A 19,230-nucleotide genomic window follows, 5' to 3' on the forward strand; every position below is an offset into this window, starting at 1 on the left:
GAAAACGGGTCCACCGGGGTTGCGGGCCGTTGTCCGGCCGTCCCGCCCCGAGCGGGCGCGCATCATACCACATCAAAGGGTGCGTCGAACCAAATTGTTGCGGCTAAGGCCATCGGCCGAGGGTGTGGAGTTCTCGCCCGATGCCCCCACCCCAACCCTCCCCCGCCGGGCGGGGAGGGGGCAAGTGCTTGTGCGGGAGAAGTGCTTGCTCAGTAAATCGGCGGCAGTCCCTCCCCCGCCCAGCGGGGGAGGTTAGGTGGGGGTCTAGCTTTCCCTCAAAGCGATTCCCCCGCCGCCTCCCCTCATGCAGCCGCAGGATGTCGACGAAATCGGCGCTCTGCCAGTTCCGCGACCGGCTCAGCTCGCTGCGGACGCTGGCGACGAAGGCGTCGATCACCGCCCATTCCTCGTCGGCGATCTCCTCCACCGCTTCCAGATAGCTGTGGACGACCCGGTGCAGGCCCTGGCTGACCGGGCTGATCCAGCCGTCCACCGTCTCGCCCATCGCCGCCATCAGCCGGCGGATGCGCAGCATGTGGGCCATGCGGTGGCCCGGCTTCTCCTGCGGTTCGGCCTTCATCGCCTGGAGGAAGGCGAGGCGGCCGGTCTCCACCGCATAGAGGCGTAGCGACTTCAGCTCCGGGTTGGCGTAGCCGGCATTGCCGAGATAGCGGCCCCAGCGCCAGACCAGTTCCAGCAGCCAGACGATGTCCTCATGGTCCGGCACCGGGGCGTGGCGGGCGTTCATCGCCGCCTGCAGCCGGGCGGCCAGCGCCGGCATCACCGTGCCGGTCAGGTCGCGGCTGACCGCCGCCAGTTCCGCCCGCAGGGCCGGGCCGGTGGAGCGGCTGGCGAGGAAGCCGGTGCCGGACAGCGCCGTCAGCGCCCGGTCGAACCGCTCCACCGCCTCGCCCAGCAGGACGCGGGTCGCGGCGGGGGCCGACAGGACGCCGCCGTCCTGAATCTCCATGTCGCCGAACATGCCGTCCACCACCTCGCGGATGGTGGTGCAGGCGGCGTTGAAGTGGCAGAGCAGGGCGCGCAGCAGCGGGTGCGACTCGCGCACCGCCGGGCCGCCATGCTCGCGCACATGGCGCAGGAACACGTCGTAGCGCCGCTTGACGTTCAGCCCGTAGAGCGGGGCGAACCAGGCCAGAACCTGCGACTGGTCGCGGAAGGGCAGGCCGAGATCGCGCACCCGGCGGACGAAGCCGACCATCAGCGCCGACTGGCAATCCACCTCGGCCGACCGCGGGTCGTCGGCGCCCTGCATCTCCTCGATGTCGCGGCGCATCCGCTCGGTCAGCGGCACCAGAACCTCGTTGTGCTCCAGCAGGGCGCGGACGAAGCCCAGCAGGTCGCCGTCGATCGGCGCCTTGCGGCCTAGATACTGGGTGCGCAGCCCGGCGTCGTGCCGCGCCTCGTCATTCGCCAGCGCCAGGAAGCGGTCGGTCAGCTTGCGGTCGCCGGCCATGGCATAGAGGAAGTCCAGGGCTTCCTTGCGCATCAGCTCGCGCATCACCATCGCGTCGGGGCTGGCCAGCACGGCGTCCAGCATCGACTCGCGCGCCATGGCGTCCAGCCGGCTCTGCACCTCCGCCGCGAGGCCGGGGAAGGCGTAGCGGGCCAGCGCCGCCCAGATGCCGCCCATGTCCACCCGCTGGATCAGCGCCGGCACCGACTCCGGCGCGCGGTACAGGATGGGATCGTCGACCAGGAAGGGTTCGAAAAGGCTGGTGAACAGGCGGCGCGCCTTCATCGGCCGCAGCCGGTTGAAATGCTCGACCAGAGCGTCGCGCAGATGCCGCGCCCGTTCGCCGTTGGGGCTGGCCGCCCCCTCCACCGCGTCCAGAACTGATCGGATGGCGTGCATCGGGATGCGGGAGACGACCTCGTCCATCTGGCGGCGGAAGACGGTGGAGTCCATGCCGTCCGGCCCCGCCGGAGGGGTGGCGGAGGGGAGGGAGGTCGTGACCGTCGGCGTGCCGTTCATGCGCACAACACCTCGCGGGATAGTCGTCGCCCGGACTCTTATGATCCCGCGAGATTATTAAATAAGTTTTGCCTTTTCCATGCGTGTCTTTGGCTAAATATTATGATTACCGGCATATGCCGATCATTTGCTTTGTAATCTTAGTTTTACTTTTTCATCGGTTTCCGGTTACAGCCCGGCGGCCAGCTGCGCCTCCAGCCCGGCGCGATAGTCGGGATAGGACAGCGTGACGCCGAGCTGGCGCTTGATGCGGTCGTTCTTCACCCGGCGGCAATCGGCGTAGAAGCTGGCGGCCATCGGCGACATCTCCGCCTGGTCGAAGGGGATCAGCGGCGGCGGCTCCACCCCCAGCAGGCGGCAGGCATACTCCACCACCTCGTGCGACGGGCTGGGCAGGTCGTCGGCGACATTGTAGACGGCGCCCAGCGTCGGCCGCGCCATGGAGGCGCGCAGCGTCCGGGCGATGTCCTCGACATGGATGCGGCAGAACACCTGACCCGGCTTGTCGACCCGCCGGGCGGTGCCGTCGCGCACCGAATCGATGGCGCTGCGGCCGGGGCCGTAGATGCCGGCCAGCCGGAACAGATGCATCGGCACGCCGTACTGGCGGTACAGGTTCAGCCAGCCGCGCTCCGCCTCCACCCGCCTCTTCTGGCGCTCGCCGGTCGGCTTCAGCCACGCCGCCTCGCTCACCCACCCGCCGCCGGTGTCGCCGTAGACGCCGGTGGTGGACAGATAGCCGGCCCAGTCCAGCGTGCGCAGGTCGGCCAGGTCGCGGGCATGCTGGTCCAGCACCGGATCCCCCTTGGCGTCCGGCGGGATGCTGACCAGCAGATGGGTGGTGCCGGCCAGCGCCGCCTTGGCGTCGGCCAGCGGCCGGCCGCGGTCGAACAGGAAGGCTTCGATCCCCTGGGCCTCCAGCTCCGCCTTCTTCTCCTCGCTGCGGCAGGTGGCGGCGACGCGCCATCCGTCGGCGCGCAGCGCGTCGGCGAAGACGCGGGCGCTGTAGCCGGGGCCGAAGACGAACAGGCGGGGATCGGTCATCGCGGGCGGTTCCCGTTGGGGCAGGAGGGGAATGCGTAATGCCGGGTTCGGCTTTTCGGATCGGCCTGCGGGCTTGCGCCCTGCCCGGCGATGGCGGAGTGTAAAGGCACCATGACCCGACGCAATCCTTACCTTACCGGCGCGCTGGCCCTCGGACTGTTCGCAGCCCTGCCGGCGGCGCATGCCGCCGCTCCCGCCTCAGCCCCCACCTCCGCCCCCACCTCCGCCCTCGACCGCAACCGCGAGCTTCAGGCCTGCGCTGCCAAGGCGGAGGCGAATCCCGACGGCGCCAGGGCCGACGCCAAACGCTGGCAGGAGCAGGGCGGCGGCGATTATGCCAAGCTCTGCCAGGCGCTGGCGCTGTTCCATGCCGGCGACTTCAAGACGGCCGGAACCCAGATGGAGGCGCTGGTGCCGACGCTGGGCAAGGACGACCCCAAGGCCGCCGCCTCGCTTCTCGGCCGCGCCGGCTGGGCATGGCTGCGGGCCGGCGACCAGGGCCGGGCGGAGCGGCTCTACGGCGCCGCGCTCGACAAGACGCCGGGCGACGTGGATCTGCTGATCGACCGCGCCTTCGCCCGTGCCGAGGGCGAACGCTTCTGGGACGCCATCGCCGACCTGGACGCGGCGCTGTCCCGCGACCCGCGCCGGGCGGACGCCTATCTATACCGCGCCACCGCCCACAAGGCGCTGTCCAACTACCGGCAGGCGCTGTCCGACATCGACCATGCGCTGGAACTGAAGCCCGGCGATCCGGAGGCGATCCTGCTGCGCGGCAACGTCAAGGCGATGGGCGGCAACCTGCCGGCGGCACGCGACGACTGGGCGCTGGCCCGCCGCGTCGCCCCCGACAGCGAATGGGGCCGCGCCGCCGCCGACAACCTCGCCCGCACGGCCGAGGTCGCCGGGGCCGCGGGTAAGGACAAGGCGAAGGAGAAGAAGGCGCCGTGAGGGCGATGGGGCGGCTACGGCTGCCCCACCCTCAATGAGCCACCGCCCGCACGCCGCCGATGGCCAGCAGGTCCTCCGCCTCCTTCAATCCGGCGGGGGTGCCGATGTGGAACCACAGCCCGTCATGGGCGAGGCCGAACAGCCGCCCCGCCGCCTGCGCGCGGTCCCAGATCAGGTTGGTGGAAAAGGCGCCGTCGGGCGTATCCGCCGCGAACAGCTCCGGCTTGACGATCTGCAGCCCGGCATAGACGAAGGGCGCCAGTTCGCGCTCGCCCCGGCGGGTCAGGCGGCCCAGCGGGTCCATGTGGTAGTCGCCAAGCCCGTCATAGCCGACCGACTTGGTCGTCGCCATCAGCAGGAGCAGCGCGTCCATCTCCGCCGGGTTCCAGTGGGCGGCGAGGCGGCGCAGCGCGGGAACCGGCCCGTCCAGCCAGAAGATGTCGGCGTTCACCGTATAGACCGGCGCCGTGCCCAGAAGGGGCAGGGCCTTCTTCACCCCGCCGCCGGTCTCCAGCAGCGTGTCCTCCGGCGACAGGGTGATGGCCGGCGCCGTCCGGTCCTTCAGGTGATCGCCGATCATCGCGCCCAGATAGTGGCTGTTGACCACAGCCCGGCCGACGCCGGCCTCGGCCAGCCGGTCCAGCGCATGGTCCAGCATCGGCTTGCCCAGCACCGGGATCAGCGGCTTCGGCATGTGGTTGGTCAGCGGGCGCATGCGCAGGCCCTGGCCGGCGGACAGAACCATCGCAGTTTGGGGAATGGTCACGGTCATCTCAGATCGTCTCCGGAACGACGAAGGCGGCGCGGGCGCCGGGCGGCAGATGGCGGTCGAACCAGGCGGCGACCGGCCCAAGCTCCGGCTTCGCCAGCTGCGCCTCCAGCAGGCGCCAGACCCGCGGCAGATGGACTAGATAGGACCGCCGCCCCTGGCTCAGCGCCAGACGGACGAAGATGGCGACGATCCGCGTGTGGCGCGCCGCCCCCAGCACCGCCATGGCGCGGCGGAAGGCGGCGGCATCGGTCTCGGGGAAGGCGGCGAGGTAGCGCGCGACCATCGCGTCCGCCAGATCGGGCGCCACGTCGCGCCGCGCGTCCTCCAGCAGAGACACGAGGTCGTAGGCCCGCGGCCCCCAGCCGGCGCTCTGGAAATCGATCAGTCCGGCGGCATTCACGCCCGGCCGCGGCAGCCGCATTAGGTTGTCGACATGATAGTCGCGCAGCAGAAGCGACGGCGCCCCGGCGCAGGCCGGCTCCAGCACCGTCCGCCAAGCCATATCGAAGTCGGAACGATCCTGTTCGCTCAAAGGACGGCCCAGCGCCACCGGCACATAGGCGTCGATGAACAGCCGGGTCTGCGCCACGAACAGCGCCGGGTCGTAGACGGGCAGGGCGAGGCGCCGCTCCGCCCCCTCCGGCCAGCCGCGATGGAGGACGATCAGCGCGTCGGTCGCCATCTCGTACAGATGCCGCGGATCGGTGCCGTCGGCAAGCAGGCGGGAGAATGTTTCGCTTCCGAAATCTTCCTGGATTGCCAAGCCTCGTTCCACATCCGATGCGATCACGGCGGGAACCGACAGGCCGATGGCCGCCAACTCGGTGCCGATGGCGATGAAGGGCAGCAGGTCGTCGGCCGGGGCGGGCGTGTCCACCAGGATCAGCGTGCCGCCGTCGGGCTTGCGGATGCGCTCGTACCGCCGGGCGGAGGCATCGCCGGCCAGCGGTTCCCGCACCGCATCGGCCAGTCCGTTGGCGGCGAGGAAGGCGGCGATCTCCGCCTCCCGCCCAGAGGAAACGGCGGACATCGAGGGGACCATCACAGCGTCCAGTCGGCGGCGGCCACCCGCGCCGCCAGCGCGCCGTGGCCGGTCAGCGTGGCGCGGCGGGCATCCGGCCCGTCATGTTCCATCGTCACCTCGACCCGGTCGGGCAGCAGCAGCGGACCCAGCCGGTCCGGCCATTCCACCAGCGCAACGGCCTCTGCCCGCGCCTCGTCCCAGCCCAGCTCATACACCTCGTCGGGACCCGACAGGCGGTAGAGGTCGAAATGCCAGACCGGGCCGATGGCGGTGTCGTAGGTCTGCACCAGGGTGAAGGTGGGGGACGGCACCTCGGCGTCCTCATGGGTGACGCTGCGGATCAGCGCCCGCGACAGCGCCGACTTGCCGGCGCCGAGATCGCCGCGCAGCGCCACGAGGTCGCCCGGCCGCAGGATGCCGCCCAGCCGGCGGCCCAGCGCCGCGGTGGCCGCCTCATCCGGCAGAGGGAGAACGACGGTATGGAGGGGAATGTCCGACATGGCGCGGATACTGTGCGAAGCCGCCGCCCGCCCGCAAGCCGGAAAGAAGGGGCCGCAAAGAAGGATAGGTCAGCGGCCGACCCGCCGCTTCGGCGACAGCCGGTCCGCCGCACCCGCTCCGGGTGCGGCTCCTTCCGCAGCACCGGCCATCACCAGCCGCGGCGCCTTGTTGAAGTTCATGGTGATCATCAGCGTCAGCGCGCCGTTGATCAGGTGCAGCATCTTGTCGGATGCCACCGGCAGGGGAATGCGCCGGCCCATGCAATAGCCGACCAGCGCCGCGGTTACCTCAGTATCGGCCAGAACCAGTTCGGTCACCGCGCCGTTGTCGTCGGTGATGGACAGGCGGGTTTCGATGCCCTCCTGTTCCGGCCCCTCGTTGCGGTGGTAGACGACCTTGGACACGGTCCCGACCGGCAGCGAATCCTTCACCCGGCGCCGGCGGTCGAGCACGGCGCGCACAACCTCCTGGTCGGTGAAGACCAGACAGCGAAGTTCCTTCATTCCGGGCCTCCACCCGACTGGCGTCCGGACCGGCCTCCGGGCTGCGCAGCCCGGCCATCCGCCGCATGCCCCTACTGTCGGCCTTGCATCCCCCGCGTGCAATCGACAAATTTAAGCGAATTTATGCGAAATTGTAAAACAAAGGCGGCCGCGCCGATCCGCTGCATGCTTTCCCCTTGTCCGGCCCCTTATCCGGCCCCAAGCGCGACACAGCACCGCCATCTCCTTGCTGGGGGTTGACCCGGCCGGGAAATGCGGACAATGGAAGGACCGTTCGTCCACCTTCCTCCTTCACCCGGAATTCTCCATCCGGCACCCCGTCTCAAGGAATTGGCTTCCATGTCGCAGACCGCATCCAGCAACGACGTCCTCACCACCGATGTCGTCATCGTCGGCGCCGGCCCCGTCGGCCTGTTCGCCGTGTTCGAATGCGGCATGCTGAAGATGCGCTGCCATGTGGTGGATGCGCTGGACATGGTCGGCGGCCAGTGCACGGCGCTCTACCCGGAAAAGCCGATCTACGACATCCCGGCCCATCCCTCCATCGAGGCGGCCGACCTGATCGACCGGCTGGCGGAGCAGGCCGCCCCCTTCTCGCCCACCTATCACCTGGGCCAGCAGGTGGAGAAGCTGACCCGCCAGGACAGCGGGCGCTGGCTGGTGGAGACCAGCATCGGCACGAAGATCGACGCCCAGGCGGTCATCATCGCCGCCGGCAGCGGCGCCTTCGGCCCCAACCGCCCGCCGCTCGATGGGCTGGAGGCCTATGAGGGCAAGTCGGTCTTCTACATGGTGCGCCGCCGCCAGGACTTCGCCGGCAAGAAGGTGGTGATCGCCGGCGGCGGCGACAGCGCGGTCGACTGGGCCATCTCTCTGGCCGACGTGGCAGAGCGCGTCTATGTCGTCCACCGCCGCCCGAAATTCCGTGCCGCCCCGGAAAGCGTCGCCCGCATGGAAGCCCTGGTGCGCGAGGGGCGGATCGAGATGGTGGTGCCCTATCAGCTCTCCGGCCTGGACGGCGAGGACGGCCGGCTGACTGCCGTGCGCGTCGCCACGCTGGACGGCGAGGAAAAGGCGCTGCCGGCCGACGCGCTGCTGGCCTTCTTCGGCCTGTCGATGAATCTCGGCCCCATCGCCGACTGGGGCCTGGACCTCGAGCGCAGCCACATCTCTGTGGCCCAGCCCGGCTGCGCCACCAACGTGCCGGGCGTCTTCGCCATCGGCGACATCGCGACATATCCGGGCAAGCTGAAGCTGATCCTCTGCGGCTTCGCCGAAGCGGCCCAGGCCGCCCACTCCATTCGCCCGCTGGTCTATCCGGGCGAGGCGCTGCATTTCGAGTATTCGACCTCCAAGGGTGTGCCCGGCGCGGCCTGATCCCGACCCCGCTCAGGTATTGGGGACGGGGAACAGGATCGACACGGATGTCACGGATTTGAACACGGATTGCACGGATGTGGCGTTGCCTGAGCATCGCTTTCTCCGGAAGTTCGGAGCACCACCAAGCTCAAGAAAAATCCGTGTAATCCGTGTCTAAATCCGTGGCATCCGTGCGGATCCCGCCTCCCGTCTCCACAGCTTCCGGGAAGAGGGCATCCAGACCGCCGCCGAAGCCGCTTCGCTTGCGCTCTCCCGCGCCGCACCGCATCATCGCGGCAACGAAAACGTCGCCAACGACGAGACGGGGGAGTTTGCCAACCATGTCGACCGCCAAGCAGCGCGTCACACAGCGCGCCACCCTGGCCGCCATCGCCGGACTGGCGCTGGCCGCCGCCTCCCAGGCCGCACTGGCCCAGCCGCGCACCGACCTCGTCGTCGGCATGGCGCTGGAGCCGCCGCACCTCGACCCCACCGCCGGGGCGGCGGGCGCCATCAAGGAAGTCACCTACGCCAACCTGTTCGAACCGCTGCTGCGCGTCGATGGCGAGGGCAAGCTGGTGCCCGGCCTTGCGGAGCGCTGGACCGTCTCCGAAGACGGGCTGACCTACCGCTTCAGCCTGCGCCCGAATGCGAAGTTCCACGACGGCACCGCCGCCGATTCCGCCGACGTCAAGTTCACCCTGGACCGCGCCCGCGCCGCGGAGTCGGTGAACGCGCAGAAGGCCTATTTCGCCCCCATCGCCCAGGTGGAGACGCCGGACCCGCAGACGGTGGTCGTCACCCTGTCGCGCCCCGACGGCCTGTTCCTCTTCCACATGGCCAGCGGCGACGCCGCCATCGTCGCCCCGGAATCGGCGCCGACCAACAAGCAGAAGCCCGTCGGCACCGGTCCCTTCAAGTTCGACCGCTGGGTCGCCGGCGACCGGGTGGTGCTGGTCCGCAACCCCGACTATGACGGGGTGAAGCCCAAGCTCGACCGTGTGACCTTCCGCTTCGTCAGCGACCCGGCCGCCCAGGTGGCGGCGCTGAAGGCCGGCGACATCGACGCCTTCACCCTGTTCAGCACCTACGAGGCGCTGACGGAGTTCCGCAACGACCCGAAATTCGCGGTGACGGTCGGCTCGACGGAGGGCGAGACCGTCCTGTCCACCAACAATGCCCGCAAGCCCTTCGACGATGTCCGCGTCCGCCGCGCCATGGCGCATGCCATCGACCGCAAGACGCTGATCGACGGCGTGCTGTACGGCAACGGCGCCGCCATCGGCAGCCATTTTCCGCCGCACCGCGAAGGCTATGTCGATCTGACCGGGATGTATCCCTACGACCCGGCCAAGGCGAAGGCCCTGCTGGCCGAGGCCGGCTACCCGAACGGCTTCGACACCACGCTGCGCCTGCCGCCGCCGCCCTATGCGCGGCGCGGCGGGGAACTAGTCGCCGCCATGCTGGCCGAGGTCGGCATCCGCGCGAAGATCGAGCCGGTGGAATGGGCGGCCTGGCTGGAAAAGACGTTCAAGGGCAAGGATTACGACCTGACCATGATCGCCCATACCGAGCCGCTGGACATCGACATCTATGCCCGGCCCGACTACTACTTCAATTACAAGAGCGAGCGCTTCAACGCCCTGAACGAGGAGCTGAACCGCAGCCAGGACCCGGCCCGGCGCAACGCGCTCTATGACGAGCAGCAGAAGATTCTGGCGGAGGATGCGGTCAACGGCTTCCTCTTCATGCTGCCGTCGGTGACGGTGCAGAAGGCGGGGCTGACCGGCATGTGGGTGAACCGCCCGGTCCAGGCCAACGACGTCACCGGTGCGGCCTGGAAATAGCGTCAGCCAAGTAAGGATAGCCCCCGCGTGTCCGCTTTCCTGCTGCGACGGCTGGTCAGCCTGATCGTCACCGTCTGGCTGGCCACCATCGTGGTCTTTACCGTGCTGCAGCTGGTTCCCGGCGACCCGGCGCTGTTGATGCTGGGCGTGAATGCCCAGCCGGACACGTTGGCCGCCTTGCGCAGCCAGATGGGGCTCGACCGGCCGATCCTTACCCGCTACCTGGATTGGGCCGGCGGGCTCGCCCGCGGCGACCTCGGCGTCAGCCTGACCTACGCCCGCCCGGTGGCGGAGCTGGTGGCGGAGCGGCTGACGGTGACCCTGCCGCTGGCCCTGCTGTCGCTGGCCATCAGCACGGTGCTGGCCCTGCCGCTCGGCCTCTATGCCGCGGCGCGGCGGGGCAGGGGCGGGGACTGGGCGGTGCTGGGCTTCTCGCAGCTGGGCGTGTCGATGCCCAGCTTCTGGATTGCCATCCTGCTGATCCTGCTGTTCTCGCTGACCCTGCGCTGGTTCCCGGCCGGCGGTTTTCCCGGTTGGGACGCCGGCATCGGCCCGGCCCTGCACGCGCTGGTGCTGCCCGCCCTGGCGCTGGCGGTGCCGGAGGCCGCCATCCTCGCCCGCGTCACCCGCACCGCCGTGCTCGACACGCTGGGGGAGGACCATGTCCGCACCGCCCGTGCCAAGGGGGTGGGCCGCACCGCGGTCCTGCTGCGCCATGCCCTGCCGAATGCCCTGATCCCGGTGGCGACGGTGCTGGGGCTGCAGATCTCCTTCCTCGTGGCCGGTGCCGTGGTGGTGGAGAATGTCTTCACCCTGCCGGGGCTGGGCCGGCTGCTCTATCAGGCCATCGGCCAGCGCGACCTGATCGTCGTGCAGGGCGTGGTCGTGCTGCTGGCGCTGTTCGTGGTGGTGGTGAGCGCGCTCGTCGACCTCGCCTGCGCGCTGGCCGACCCGCGGCCGAAGGGGGTGTCGTCGTGAGGCGGGGTGTTGGGGGGGAGGTTCTACCCCCACCCTGACCCTCCCCGCTGGGCGGGGGAGGGGACAAGCGCTTGGGTGGGAGAGTGGCGGCAGTCCCTCCCCGCCCAGCGGGGGAGGTTAGGTGGGGGCATCGCCGATGGCACTCCGCATGAGGCGCCTTCCCCTCTCCCTCCATCTCGGCGCCGCCCTGACGCTGCTGCTGGTCGCCGTGGCCCTGCTGTCGCTGCTGTGGACGCCCTATCCGGCGGAGCAGGTGCGGGTGATCGCCCGGCTGAAGCCGCCGAATGCCGCCCATTGGCTCGGCACCGACCATTTCGGGCGCGACGTGCTGTCGATGATCATGGTCGGCGCCCGCAACTCGCTGGCGGTGGGGGCGGCGGCGGTCGGGCTCGGGCTGCTGGGCGGCGTGCCGCTCGGGCTGCTGGCCGCGGCGCTGGGGCGCTGGGGGGACGAGGTGGTGGCGCGGCTGGGCGATCTGGTCTTCGCCTTTCCCGCCGTGCTGACGGCGATCCTGCTGACGGCGGCGCTGGGGGCGGGGGCGATCAACGTCGTGGTGGCGCTGGCTTTGTTCAACGCCGCCGTGCTTGCCCGCGTCACCCGCGGCGCGGCGCTGGCGGTGTGGCGGCGGCCCTTCGTCGGTGCGGCGCTGGCGCTGGGGCGGGGGCCCTTGTCGGTGACGCTGGTGCATGTGCTGCCCAACATCGCCGGCATCGTCGTGGTCCAGGCCACCGTCCTGTTCGCCGTCGCCATCGTCAACGAGGCGGCGCTGAGCTATCTCGGCCTCGGCATCCAGCCGCCCAGCCCCAGCTGGGGCAAGATGCTGGGCGATGCGCAGACCTACCTGTTCACCGCACCCCTGCAGGCGGTTTTTCCGGGGGTGGCGATCGCGCTCAGCGTGATGGGGCTGACGATGCTGGGCGACGGGCTGAGGGACTGGCTCGACCCGCGGCACCGGTCTTCGGGGGTGATGTGAGGGGGGTGATGTGAGGAGGACAGCCGCCGCGCCGGTCGGCACGGATGCCGGCGGTCATCATCAATGGACCCAGGTATTATACACCAACGCAGACACACGAGGGTTTAAGGTGCGGGCAAGCGACACACGGACCTTCCATGCTTCCCGATAGCTCTCCCCACCCCAAGGTCTACAGCATCCCCGCGGGCGCGCCCTTCGTCGACATGCTGGCGGCGGGGATCATGGAGCGCGTCGGCGGCGACCCGATGGCGCTGGCCGGGGTCACCGTGCTGCTGCCGACGCGGCGCGCCTGCCGGTCCCTGCAGGCGGCCTTCCTGCGGCGCTCCGGCGGGCAGCCGACGCTGCTGCCGCGGATGGCGCCGCTGGGCGAACTCGACGCCGGCGACCTCAGCCTGACCGAGGAGGAGCTGCCCGACGTCCCGCTCGACCTGCCGGAGGCGATCTCGCCGCTCAACCGACAGATGACGCTGGCGCGGCTGATCCTGGGCGCCGAGGGGCTGTCGGCGACCACGGCGCAGGCAGTGCGGCTGGGCGCCGACCTCGGCCGGCTGATCGACGCGGTGTGGACCGAGCGTGCCGGCTTCGAGAAGCTCGAGTCGCTGGTGCCGGAGGATTATGCCGAGCATTGGCAGGTCACGCTGAGGTTCCTGCGCATCATCACCGAGGTCTGGCCCGCCATCCTCGAGTCGACCGGCGAGACCGACCCGGCCAAGCGCCGCAATCTGGCGCTGGAGACGCAGGCCGCTCTGTGGCAGGCGGCCCCGCCGCCGGGCATGGTGATCGCCGCCGGCTCCACCGGCTCCATCGCCGCGACGACGGAACTGCTGGCGGTCATCGCCCGGCTGCCGCAGGGGGCGGTGGTGCTGCCGGGACTCGACACCGGTGCCGACGATGCCATCTGGGACGCGATCGCCGGGGACGAATCCCACCCGCAGCACGGGCTGTCGCAGCTGATCCGCCTTCTGGGCGTCGAGCGCGCCGAAGTGCAGCCCTGGACCGACGCGCCGGAGCCGCGCGGCGCCCGCGCCCGCCTGATCGCCGAGGCGATGCGCCCGGCGGCGACCACCGAGGGCTGGCGCGAGCTGTCGGGGCTGGATGCCTCGGCGCTGGACGGGCTGACCCGCATCGACGCCGCCACGTCGGAGGAGGAGGCGCAGGTCATCGCGCTGCTGATGCGCCATGCGCTGGAAACGCCGACCAGGACCGCGGCCCTCATCACCCCCGACCGCAACCTGGGCCGCCGGGTCGCCATGGCGCTGGCGCGCTGGGGCATCCTGGTCAACGACTCCGGCGGCCAGCCGCTCGCCCACACCGCGGTCGGCACCTATCTGCGGCTGACGGCGGAACTGGCGGCGAGCCGCGTCCATCCGCTGGCCCTGCTGGCGCTCGCCAAGCACCCGATGGCGGCGGGCGGCCGCGACTCGGCGGATTTCCGCGCCGCCGCCCGTGCCTTGGAGCGCGTCGTGCTGCGCGGCCCCCGCCCGGCGGAAGGGTTCGACGGCGTGCTGGCGGCGCTGGAGCAGACCGACCGCTTCGACCATGAGGAGCAGCAGGCGTTCCTGCGCGATTGGCTGGTCGACATCGGCCAGCGCGCAGCACCCTTCCTGGAGGCGCTGAACAACGAGACTCCGCTGGCCGACCTCGTGCGCGCCCATGTCGCCTTCTGCGAATCGCTGGCCGCCGACGACGCGCTGACCGGGGCGGAGCGGCTGTGGCGCCAGGACGACGGCGAAGAGGCGGCGCGCTTCGTCCATGACCTGCTGGACGCGGCGGAAGGCTTCCCGGCGATTCCGGCCAAGGATTACCCGGCGCTGCTCGACGCGCTGATGAGCGCGCGGGCGGTGCGTCCCCGCTATGGCCTGCACCCACGCCTGTTCATCCTGGGTCCGATGGAGGCGCGTCTCCAGCATCTCGACCTGACCATCCTGGGCGGGCTGAACGAGGGAACATGGCCGCCGGCGGCATCCGCCGATCCCTGGATGTCGCGGCCGATGCGGCGGGATTTCGGCCTGCCCAGCCCGGAACGGCTGGTGGGCATGTCGGCCCACGACTTTGCCCACGCCTGCGGCGCGCCGGAGGTGGTGCTGACCCGCGCCGCCCGGGTGGAAGGCACGCCGACCGTGCCGTCGCGCTGGCTCCTGCGGCTGGAAACCGTGCTGAAGGCACTGGATCTGGACGGCCTGATCGAGGAGCGCGGGGCCTGCTGGCTCGGCTGGGCGCGCGGGCTGGACGAGCCCGACCGGGTGCAGCCGGTGAGCGCCCCCGAACCCCGCCCGCCGCTGACCGCCCGACCACGCAAGCTGTCGGTGACGGAGATCGAGACCTGGATGCGCGATCCCTACGCCATCTATGCCCGCCACGCCCTGCGGCTGCGCGCGCTCGACCCCATCGCCGCCGATCCGGGAGCGTCCGACCGCGGCCAGATCATCCACGACACGCTCGACGCCTTCGTTCGCGAGTATCCCGGACCGCTGCCCCATTATGCGCTCGACCGGCTGATCGCGCTGGGGCGGGAGCGCTTCGGCCCGCTGCTGCGCAGCCATCCCGACGTCTGGGCCTTCTGGTGGCCGCGGTTCGAGCGGGTGGCCGGCTGGTTCGTCGATCTGGAGCGCGAGCGCCGCTCCCGCATCCGCCCGCTGGCGACCGAGGTGCCGGGCCGGCTGGAGCTGTCCGGCCCCGGCGGCCCCTTCGCCCTGACCGCCAAGGCCGACCGCATCGACCGCGGCCCCGACGGGCTGGTGGTGATCGACTACAAGACCGGCACCCCCCGAGCCCGCGCGAGATCGAGCTTGGCTTCGCCCCGCAGCTGCCGCTGGAGGCCGCCATCGCCGCAGCCGGCGGGTTCAGCGGGGTGGACAAGGGCGCGGTGGCCGAGCTGACCTTCTGGCGCCTGTCCGGCGGCGACCCGGCCGGCGAGGAGAAGCCGGTAAAGGGCGACCCGGCGGCGTTGGGCGAGGAGGCACGGGCCGGGCTGGAGGCGCTGATCGCGCAGTTCGACGACCCGAACACCCCCTACCGCTCCCGCCCACGCCCGGCGATGGCGCCGCGCTACACCGACTATGCCCATCTGGCCCGCGTCCAGGAATGGTCGTCGGGCGGCGGAGAGGGAGAGTGATGTTAATAGGAACCGCCATGAAATCGCCCTCTCTCGCCCCGGGAGAGCGAGGGGACCCGCGCCGCAGGCGCGGGGAGGGTGAGGGGTGATCCAAGGGTCTAGAAGCGCTTGGTTCCTTGCACTACCCCTCACCCTTCCCATGGCGATGCCATGGGCCCCTTCCCTCTCCCGGGGCGGGAGAGGGAGTGGGAAACGCTGGCCCCTTGTTCGCCAACTGGATCATCGACATTTCCGACAGGTGATTCGATCTTGGCAGGTATCGCGTTACTCTGATGAGGAAGCCCAATGACCGAGAGTAAGCCTATTCTGGGAAGTGATTTGGAAAAAATCGATAAGCATGTCATCCAGCCTGCTGAATACGACGAAATCCCAGAAGTCACTGACGAGATGTTTGCTCGCGGCACCGTGATGAAAGGCGGCAACCCTGCCCTTTCGGCACCCGACCCGGCCACCTGATCTTTCGCTCTTGCCCCGCCCCCGGCATCTGGACGAGCATCCGGCCCTGCCCCGGCACCGGAAGCCCTGTTCATGACCATGACCGACCTGTCTCCCCGCAGCTTGCCGCTCGATCCCAATGTGGCGCAGCGGCGGGCGTCCGATCCGACCGCGTCGGTTTGGGTCGGCGCGTCCGCCGGCTCGGGCAAGACCAAGGTGCTGACCGACCGGGTGCTGCGGCTGATGCTGTCCGGCACGCCGCCGGCGCGCATCCTGTGCCTGACCTTCACCAAGGCCGCCGCGGCGGAGATGGCGATCCGCATCAACCGGACGCTCGGCCTGTGGGCCACCCTGCCCGACGACGCGCTGGAAGACCGGCTGGCCGATCTGTGCGGCGAGCGGCCGTCGATGGAGGCGCGGCTGAATGCCCGGCGGCTGTTCGCCCAGGTGGTGGATTGCCCCGGCGGCATGAAGATCCAGACCATCCACGCCTTCTGCCAGTCGCTGCTGCGCCGCTTCCCGCTGGAGGCGGAACTCGCGCCGCATTTCGACGTGATGGACGACCGCACCGCCGACGGGCTGCTGACCGAGGCGCGCGACGCCGTGCTGCATGCTGGCCGGACCGAGCCGGACAGCCCGCTCGGCCGCGCCATGGGCCGGCTGACCGGCGACCTGAACGCCGAAGACTTCGCGGACCTGCTGGCGGAGCTGGCCAGCCAGCGCGGGCAGGTGGAGAAGCTGTTCGAGCGTTTCCACGGGCTGGACGGGCTGATCGACGCCATCCACGACACCCTCAAGGTGCCGCCGGGCGTGACCGAGGAGTCGATCCTCACCCACGCCTGCCACGACGACCATTGCGACCCGCCTTCCCTGCGCGAGGCCTGCCGGGCGTTGTCGGGCGGCAGCGCCAGCGACCAGGAGCGCGGCATCGCCATCCAGCATTGGCTGGATGCCGCCGACCGCCGGGTGCGCGCCTTCGAGGCTTACAAGCGCCTGTTCCTGACCGCGGAGGGCAGCCCGCGCAAGACGCTGATGACCAAGAAGCCAGCCACCGCCTATCCGCAGGCGCTGCTGTCCCTGCAGAAGGAGGCGGAGCGGCTGGTGGAGATTGCGGAGCGGGTGAAGGCCGCCGGCGTCGCCGCCTCCACCACCGCGCTGCTGACGCTGGCGCAGGCGATGCTGGACGCTTACCGCGAGCGCAAGGCGGCGCGCGCTCTGCTGGATTACGACGATCTGATCCTGGCGGCTAACCGGCTGCTGAGCGGCAAGGACGGCACGCCGCGTGTGCCCTGGGTGCTGTACAAGCTGGACGGCGGCCTGGACCATATCCTGATCGACGAGGCGCAGGACACCAACCCCGACCAGTGGGCCATCGTCGCCTCGCTGGCCGGCGAGTTCTTCGCCGAGCTGGAGGCCGCCGCCCCGGACGGCAAGATCCGCACCGTCTTCGCGGTGGGCGACGAGAAGCAGTCGATCTTCAGCTTCCAGCGCGCCGATCCCGCCGAATTCGCCCGCATGCGCCGCCATTTCCAGGAAAAGGCGGAGTCGGCCGAACGGCTCTGGGCCGGGGTGGACCTCGACATCTCCTTCCGCTCGACATCGGCGGTGCTGGAGACGGTGGACGCCGTCTTCGCCATCGACCGCGCCCGCGACGGTGTCGCGTCCGATGCCAGCCCGGTCATCCGCCACCGCGCCTTCCGCCGCGGACAGGCCGGTCTGGTCGAGCTGTGGCCACCGGTGAAGCCGGCCGAAGCCGTCGAGACGCCGGCCTGGGCGCCGCCGGTGGCACGCGAATCCGCCGATTCGCCGTCGGCCCGCCTCGCCGCGGTCATTGCTGCGACGGTGCATCGCTGGATCGACGGCGGCGAGAGGCTGGAGGCCAAGGGCCGGCCGGTGCAGCCCGGCGACGTGATGGTCCTGGTCCGCCGCCGCACCGCCTTTGTCACCGAACTGGTCCGCGCGCTGAAGGACCGCGGCGTGCCGGTGGCCGGCGTCGACCGCATGGTGCTGACGGAACAGCTGGCGGTGATGGATCTGGTGGCGCTGGCCGATTTCCTGCTGCTGCCCGACGACGACCTGACGCTCGCCACTGTGCTGAAGGGGCCGCTGATCGGGCTGACCGAGGATGACCTGTTCCGCGTCGCCCATGGCCGGCGCGGCACGCTGTGGCGCTCCCTGGTGGCACTGGCGGAGACGGAGCCGGAGTTCCGCCCGGCCCGGCGCTATCTGGGCGACCTGCTGGCGCGCACCGACTTCTCGGCACCCTACGAGCTGTTCGCCGGGCTGCTGAACCGGCCATGCCCGGCCGACGGGCGGTCGGGGCGGCGCGCGATCCTGAAGCGGCTCGGCCCCGACGCCCAGGACCCGCTGGAGGAATTCCTGGCCGTCTGCCTGGCTTTCGAGAAGACGGAGCCGCCGTCGCTGCAGAATTTCCTCGCCTGGCTGGCGGCCAGCGATGCGGAGATCAAGCGCGAACTGGAACAGGGCGGCGGCACCGTACGGATCATGACGGTCCACGGCTCCAAAGGGTTGCAGGCCCCCATCGTCTTCCTGCCCGACACGCTGGGCAGCCCGACCCAGAGCCCGCCGATCCTGTGGCCGGACGAGGATTGCCCGGTGCCGCTGTTCGCCGCCCGGCGGTCCCAGGAGGACGCGCTGTGCGCCGAGGCGCGGGCACGGGCCAACCGGCGGCGCGACCAGGAATATCGCCGGCTGCTGTATGTGGCGCTGACGCGGGCGGAGGACCGGCTCTACATCTGCGGCCACCAGGGCAAGCGCGAGCCGTCCGACGATTGCTGGTACCGGCTGGTGGAAGAGGCGATGCGCGAGAACGGCGTGCCGCACGGCTTCGACTTCACCGGCCTGTGTCCCGACGGATGGGCGGGCGAGGGCTGGCGGCTGGTCGGCGCCCAGACCGCCGCGGTGCCGCGCCATGTCGAGACGGAGGAGAGCGCGTCGGCCGAGCCACCGCCGCCCTGGGTGGGAGAGCCGCCGCCGGGCGAGCCGGAGCCGTCGCGCCCCCTCACCCCCTCGCGGCCGGACGGCGAGGAGCCGGCGGTGCGCTCTCCGCTCGGCAACGACGACGGCCAGCGCTTCCGCCGCGGCCTGCTGGTCCACCGGCTGCTGCAGACCCTGCCCAATCTGGCCGAGGGGGCGCGGGAGGCCGCCTGCCGCCGCTTCCTGGGCCGGCCGGCGCACAAGCTGACGCCGGAGCAGCAGGACGCCATCGCGCGGGAGACGCTGGCGGTGCTGAGCCATGCGGAGTTCGCGCATCTGTTCGGCCCGGATTCGCGGGCGGAGGTGCCCTTGGTCGGCGTGGTGGCGCTCGGCGACGGCAGCCGCGCGCTGGCCGGCCGCATCGACCGGCTGGCGCTGACGGGCGATACGGTGTGGATCGCCGACTACAAGACCAACCGGCCGCCGCCGCGGGATCTGGAAGACGTGCCAATGGTTTACCGGCGCCAGATGGCGGCCTACCGCGAGGCGTTGCGCGCCGTTTATCCGGGGCGGCGGGTGCGCTGCGTGCTGCTGTGGACCGACGGCCCCTACACCATGGAGCTGCCGCCCTCGGTGTTGGACGCGGCGGCGGCCGGACTGGGCCCAAGGGCGGGGTGAGAGGCGGCCGGCGGGTCCCCCGAAAGATGGGGTGACTTGACCGGCCGGGCGCCTCCGCCCTACATTTTGCTCAATTCCACTGACGGGGCGATGGCCGCCGGCCTTCCACAACCGGTCCGC

16 protein-coding genes are annotated in these 19,230 nt (G+C 70.6%); 9 read left to right on the forward strand and 7 right to left on the reverse strand.

Going from position 1 to position 19,230, the window contains the following annotated elements:
• Window positions 1–103 precede the first annotated feature (103 nt).
• Together AB8P05_RS09870 and AB8P05_RS09875 are read right to left on the reverse strand one after the other, a co-directional pair.
• Window positions 104–1,993 (reverse strand): hypothetical protein, encoded by a 1,890-nt coding sequence (locus AB8P05_RS09870; RefSeq protein ID WP_472757799.1) that lies wholly within the window; start codon window positions 1,991–1,993, stop codon window positions 104–106.
• Between the two features lie 168 nt (window positions 1,994–2,161).
• Complete coding sequence (locus AB8P05_RS09875; RefSeq protein ID WP_472757800.1) at window positions 2,162–3,037, reverse strand: SDR family oxidoreductase; 876 nt, start codon at window positions 3,035–3,037, stop codon at window positions 2,162–2,164.
• A 111-nt stretch (window positions 3,038–3,148) separates the two neighbouring features.
• On the opposite strand from AB8P05_RS09875, the gene AB8P05_RS09880 reads away from it, so the two are divergent.
• A complete protein-coding gene (locus tag AB8P05_RS09880) occupies window positions 3,149–3,988 on the forward strand; it encodes a hypothetical protein (RefSeq protein ID WP_472757801.1) in 840 nt (279 codons plus the stop codon).
• Window positions 3,989–4,019: 31 nt separating this feature from the next.
• Here the strand turns inward: AB8P05_RS09880 and AB8P05_RS09885 are convergent, their stop codons facing one another.
• The 4 genes from AB8P05_RS09885 to AB8P05_RS09900 all read right to left on the reverse strand — a co-directional run bounded on the left by AB8P05_RS09885 (window position 4,020) and on the right by AB8P05_RS09900 (window position 6,788).
• Window positions 4,020–4,760: a nucleotidyltransferase family protein gene (locus tag AB8P05_RS09885; RefSeq protein WP_472757802.1), complete on the reverse strand. Its 741-nt coding sequence runs from the start codon at window positions 4,758–4,760 to the stop codon at window positions 4,020–4,022.
• A gap of 1 nt (window position 4,761) precedes the next feature.
• Window positions 4,762–5,790, reverse strand: a complete 1,029-nt coding sequence (locus AB8P05_RS09890; RefSeq protein ID WP_472757803.1) for an aminoglycoside phosphotransferase family protein — start codon at window positions 5,788–5,790, stop codon at window positions 4,762–4,764.
• An 11-nt stretch (window positions 5,791–5,801) separates the two neighbouring features.
• Window positions 5,802–6,284, reverse strand: coding sequence for a tRNA (adenosine(37)-N6)-threonylcarbamoyltransferase complex ATPase subunit type 1 TsaE (gene tsaE, locus AB8P05_RS09895; protein WP_472757804.1), 483 nt, complete (start codon window positions 6,282–6,284; stop codon window positions 5,802–5,804).
• A 69-nt stretch (window positions 6,285–6,353) separates the two neighbouring features.
• Window positions 6,354–6,788 carry a hypothetical protein gene (locus AB8P05_RS09900; RefSeq protein ID WP_472757805.1) on the reverse strand — a complete coding sequence of 145 codons (435 nt, stop codon included), beginning with the start codon at window positions 6,786–6,788 and terminating at the stop codon, window positions 6,354–6,356.
• Between the two features lie 339 nt (window positions 6,789–7,127).
• Here AB8P05_RS09900 and AB8P05_RS09905 point away from each other — a divergent pair, with 339 nt between their 5' ends.
• A complete protein-coding gene (locus AB8P05_RS09905; RefSeq protein WP_455173018.1) occupies window positions 7,128–8,165 on the forward strand; it encodes an NAD(P)/FAD-dependent oxidoreductase in 1,038 nt (345 codons plus the stop codon).
• 130 nt (window positions 8,166–8,295) lie between these two features.
• On the opposite strand, the gene AB8P05_RS09910 is transcribed toward AB8P05_RS09905, so the two are convergent.
• Window positions 8,296–8,502 (reverse strand): hypothetical protein, encoded by a 207-nt coding sequence (locus AB8P05_RS09910; RefSeq protein WP_472757806.1) that lies wholly within the window; start codon window positions 8,500–8,502, stop codon window positions 8,296–8,298.
• Between AB8P05_RS09910 and AB8P05_RS09915 the strand changes: the two genes are divergently transcribed.
• The 7 genes from AB8P05_RS09915 (at window position 8,489) to addA (ending at window position 19,110) form a co-directional block, all read left to right on the forward strand.
• Window positions 8,489–9,994, forward strand: a complete 1,506-nt coding sequence (locus AB8P05_RS09915) for an ABC transporter substrate-binding protein (RefSeq protein ID WP_472757807.1) — start codon at window positions 8,489–8,491, stop codon at window positions 9,992–9,994. The genes AB8P05_RS09910 and AB8P05_RS09915 overlap by 14 nt on opposite strands.
• Window positions 9,995–10,021: 27 nt before the next feature.
• Complete coding sequence (locus AB8P05_RS09920; RefSeq protein ID WP_472757808.1) at window positions 10,022–10,972, forward strand: ABC transporter permease; 951 nt, start codon at window positions 10,022–10,024, stop codon at window positions 10,970–10,972.
• 148 nt (window positions 10,973–11,120) lie between these two features.
• On the forward strand, window positions 11,121–11,945 hold the full coding sequence (locus AB8P05_RS09925; RefSeq protein ID WP_472757809.1) for an ABC transporter permease: 825 nt from the start codon (window positions 11,121–11,123) through the stop codon (window positions 11,943–11,945).
• 137 nt (window positions 11,946–12,082) lie between these two features.
• Entirely contained in the window at window positions 12,083–14,824 is a 2,742-nt protein-coding gene (gene addB, locus AB8P05_RS09930; protein WP_472757810.1) for a double-strand break repair protein AddB, read from the forward strand.
• The gene (locus tag AB8P05_RS09935) at window positions 14,812–15,060 is read left to right on the forward strand and encodes a hypothetical protein (RefSeq protein WP_472757811.1); all 249 of its coding nucleotides are present in this window, start codon (window positions 14,812–14,814) and stop codon (window positions 15,058–15,060) included. Before addB ends, AB8P05_RS09935 begins: the two co-directional genes overlap by 13 nt.
• A 285-nt stretch (window positions 15,061–15,345) precedes the next feature.
• A complete protein-coding gene (locus AB8P05_RS09940; protein ID WP_472757812.1) occupies window positions 15,346–15,516 on the forward strand; it encodes a hypothetical protein in 171 nt (56 codons plus the stop codon).
• Window positions 15,517–15,588: 72 nt separating this feature from the next.
• Window positions 15,589–19,110 (forward strand): double-strand break repair helicase AddA, encoded by a 3,522-nt coding sequence (addA, locus tag AB8P05_RS09945; RefSeq protein WP_472757813.1) that lies wholly within the window; start codon window positions 15,589–15,591, stop codon window positions 19,108–19,110.
• The last annotated feature ends 120 nt before the right edge of the window (window positions 19,111–19,230 follow it).

The organism is Azospirillum sp. VT-I1, assembly GCF_055698305.1.

What these genes read in the sequence shown, in the direction of transcription:
- AB8P05_RS09870 (WP_472757799.1), bottom strand. Translation starts at nt 1,993, where the DNA reads ATGAACGGCACGCCGACGGTCACGACCTCCCTCCCCTCCGCCACCCCT.
- AB8P05_RS09875 (WP_472757800.1), bottom strand. Translation starts at nt 3,037, where the DNA reads ATGACCGATCCCCGCCTGTTCGTCTTCGGCCCCGGCTACAGCGCCCGC.
- AB8P05_RS09880 (WP_472757801.1), top strand. Translation starts at nt 3,149, where the DNA reads ATGACCCGACGCAATCCTTACCTTACCGGCGCGCTGGCCCTCGGACTG.
- AB8P05_RS09885 (WP_472757802.1), bottom strand. Translation starts at nt 4,760, where the DNA reads ATGACCGTGACCATTCCCCAAACTGCGATGGTTCTGTCCGCCGGCCAG.
- AB8P05_RS09890 (WP_472757803.1), bottom strand. Translation starts at nt 5,790, where the DNA reads ATGTCCGCCGTTTCCTCTGGGCGGGAGGCGGAGATCGCCGCCTTCCTC.
- tsaE (WP_472757804.1), bottom strand. Translation starts at nt 6,284, where the DNA reads ATGTCGGACATTCCCCTCCATACCGTCGTTCTCCCTCTGCCGGATGAG.
- AB8P05_RS09900 (WP_472757805.1), bottom strand. Translation starts at nt 6,788, where the DNA reads ATGAAGGAACTTCGCTGTCTGGTCTTCACCGACCAGGAGGTTGTGCGC.
- AB8P05_RS09905 (WP_455173018.1), top strand. Translation starts at nt 7,128, where the DNA reads ATGTCGCAGACCGCATCCAGCAACGACGTCCTCACCACCGATGTCGTC.
- AB8P05_RS09915 (WP_472757807.1), top strand. Translation starts at nt 8,489, where the DNA reads ATGTCGACCGCCAAGCAGCGCGTCACACAGCGCGCCACCCTGGCCGCC.
- AB8P05_RS09925 (WP_472757809.1), top strand. Translation starts at nt 11,121, where the DNA reads ATGAGGCGCCTTCCCCTCTCCCTCCATCTCGGCGCCGCCCTGACGCTG.
- addB (WP_472757810.1), top strand. Translation starts at nt 12,083, where the DNA reads ATGCTTCCCGATAGCTCTCCCCACCCCAAGGTCTACAGCATCCCCGCG.
- AB8P05_RS09940 (WP_472757812.1), top strand. Translation starts at nt 15,346, where the DNA reads ATGACCGAGAGTAAGCCTATTCTGGGAAGTGATTTGGAAAAAATCGAT.
- addA (WP_472757813.1), top strand. Translation starts at nt 15,589, where the DNA reads ATGACCATGACCGACCTGTCTCCCCGCAGCTTGCCGCTCGATCCCAAT.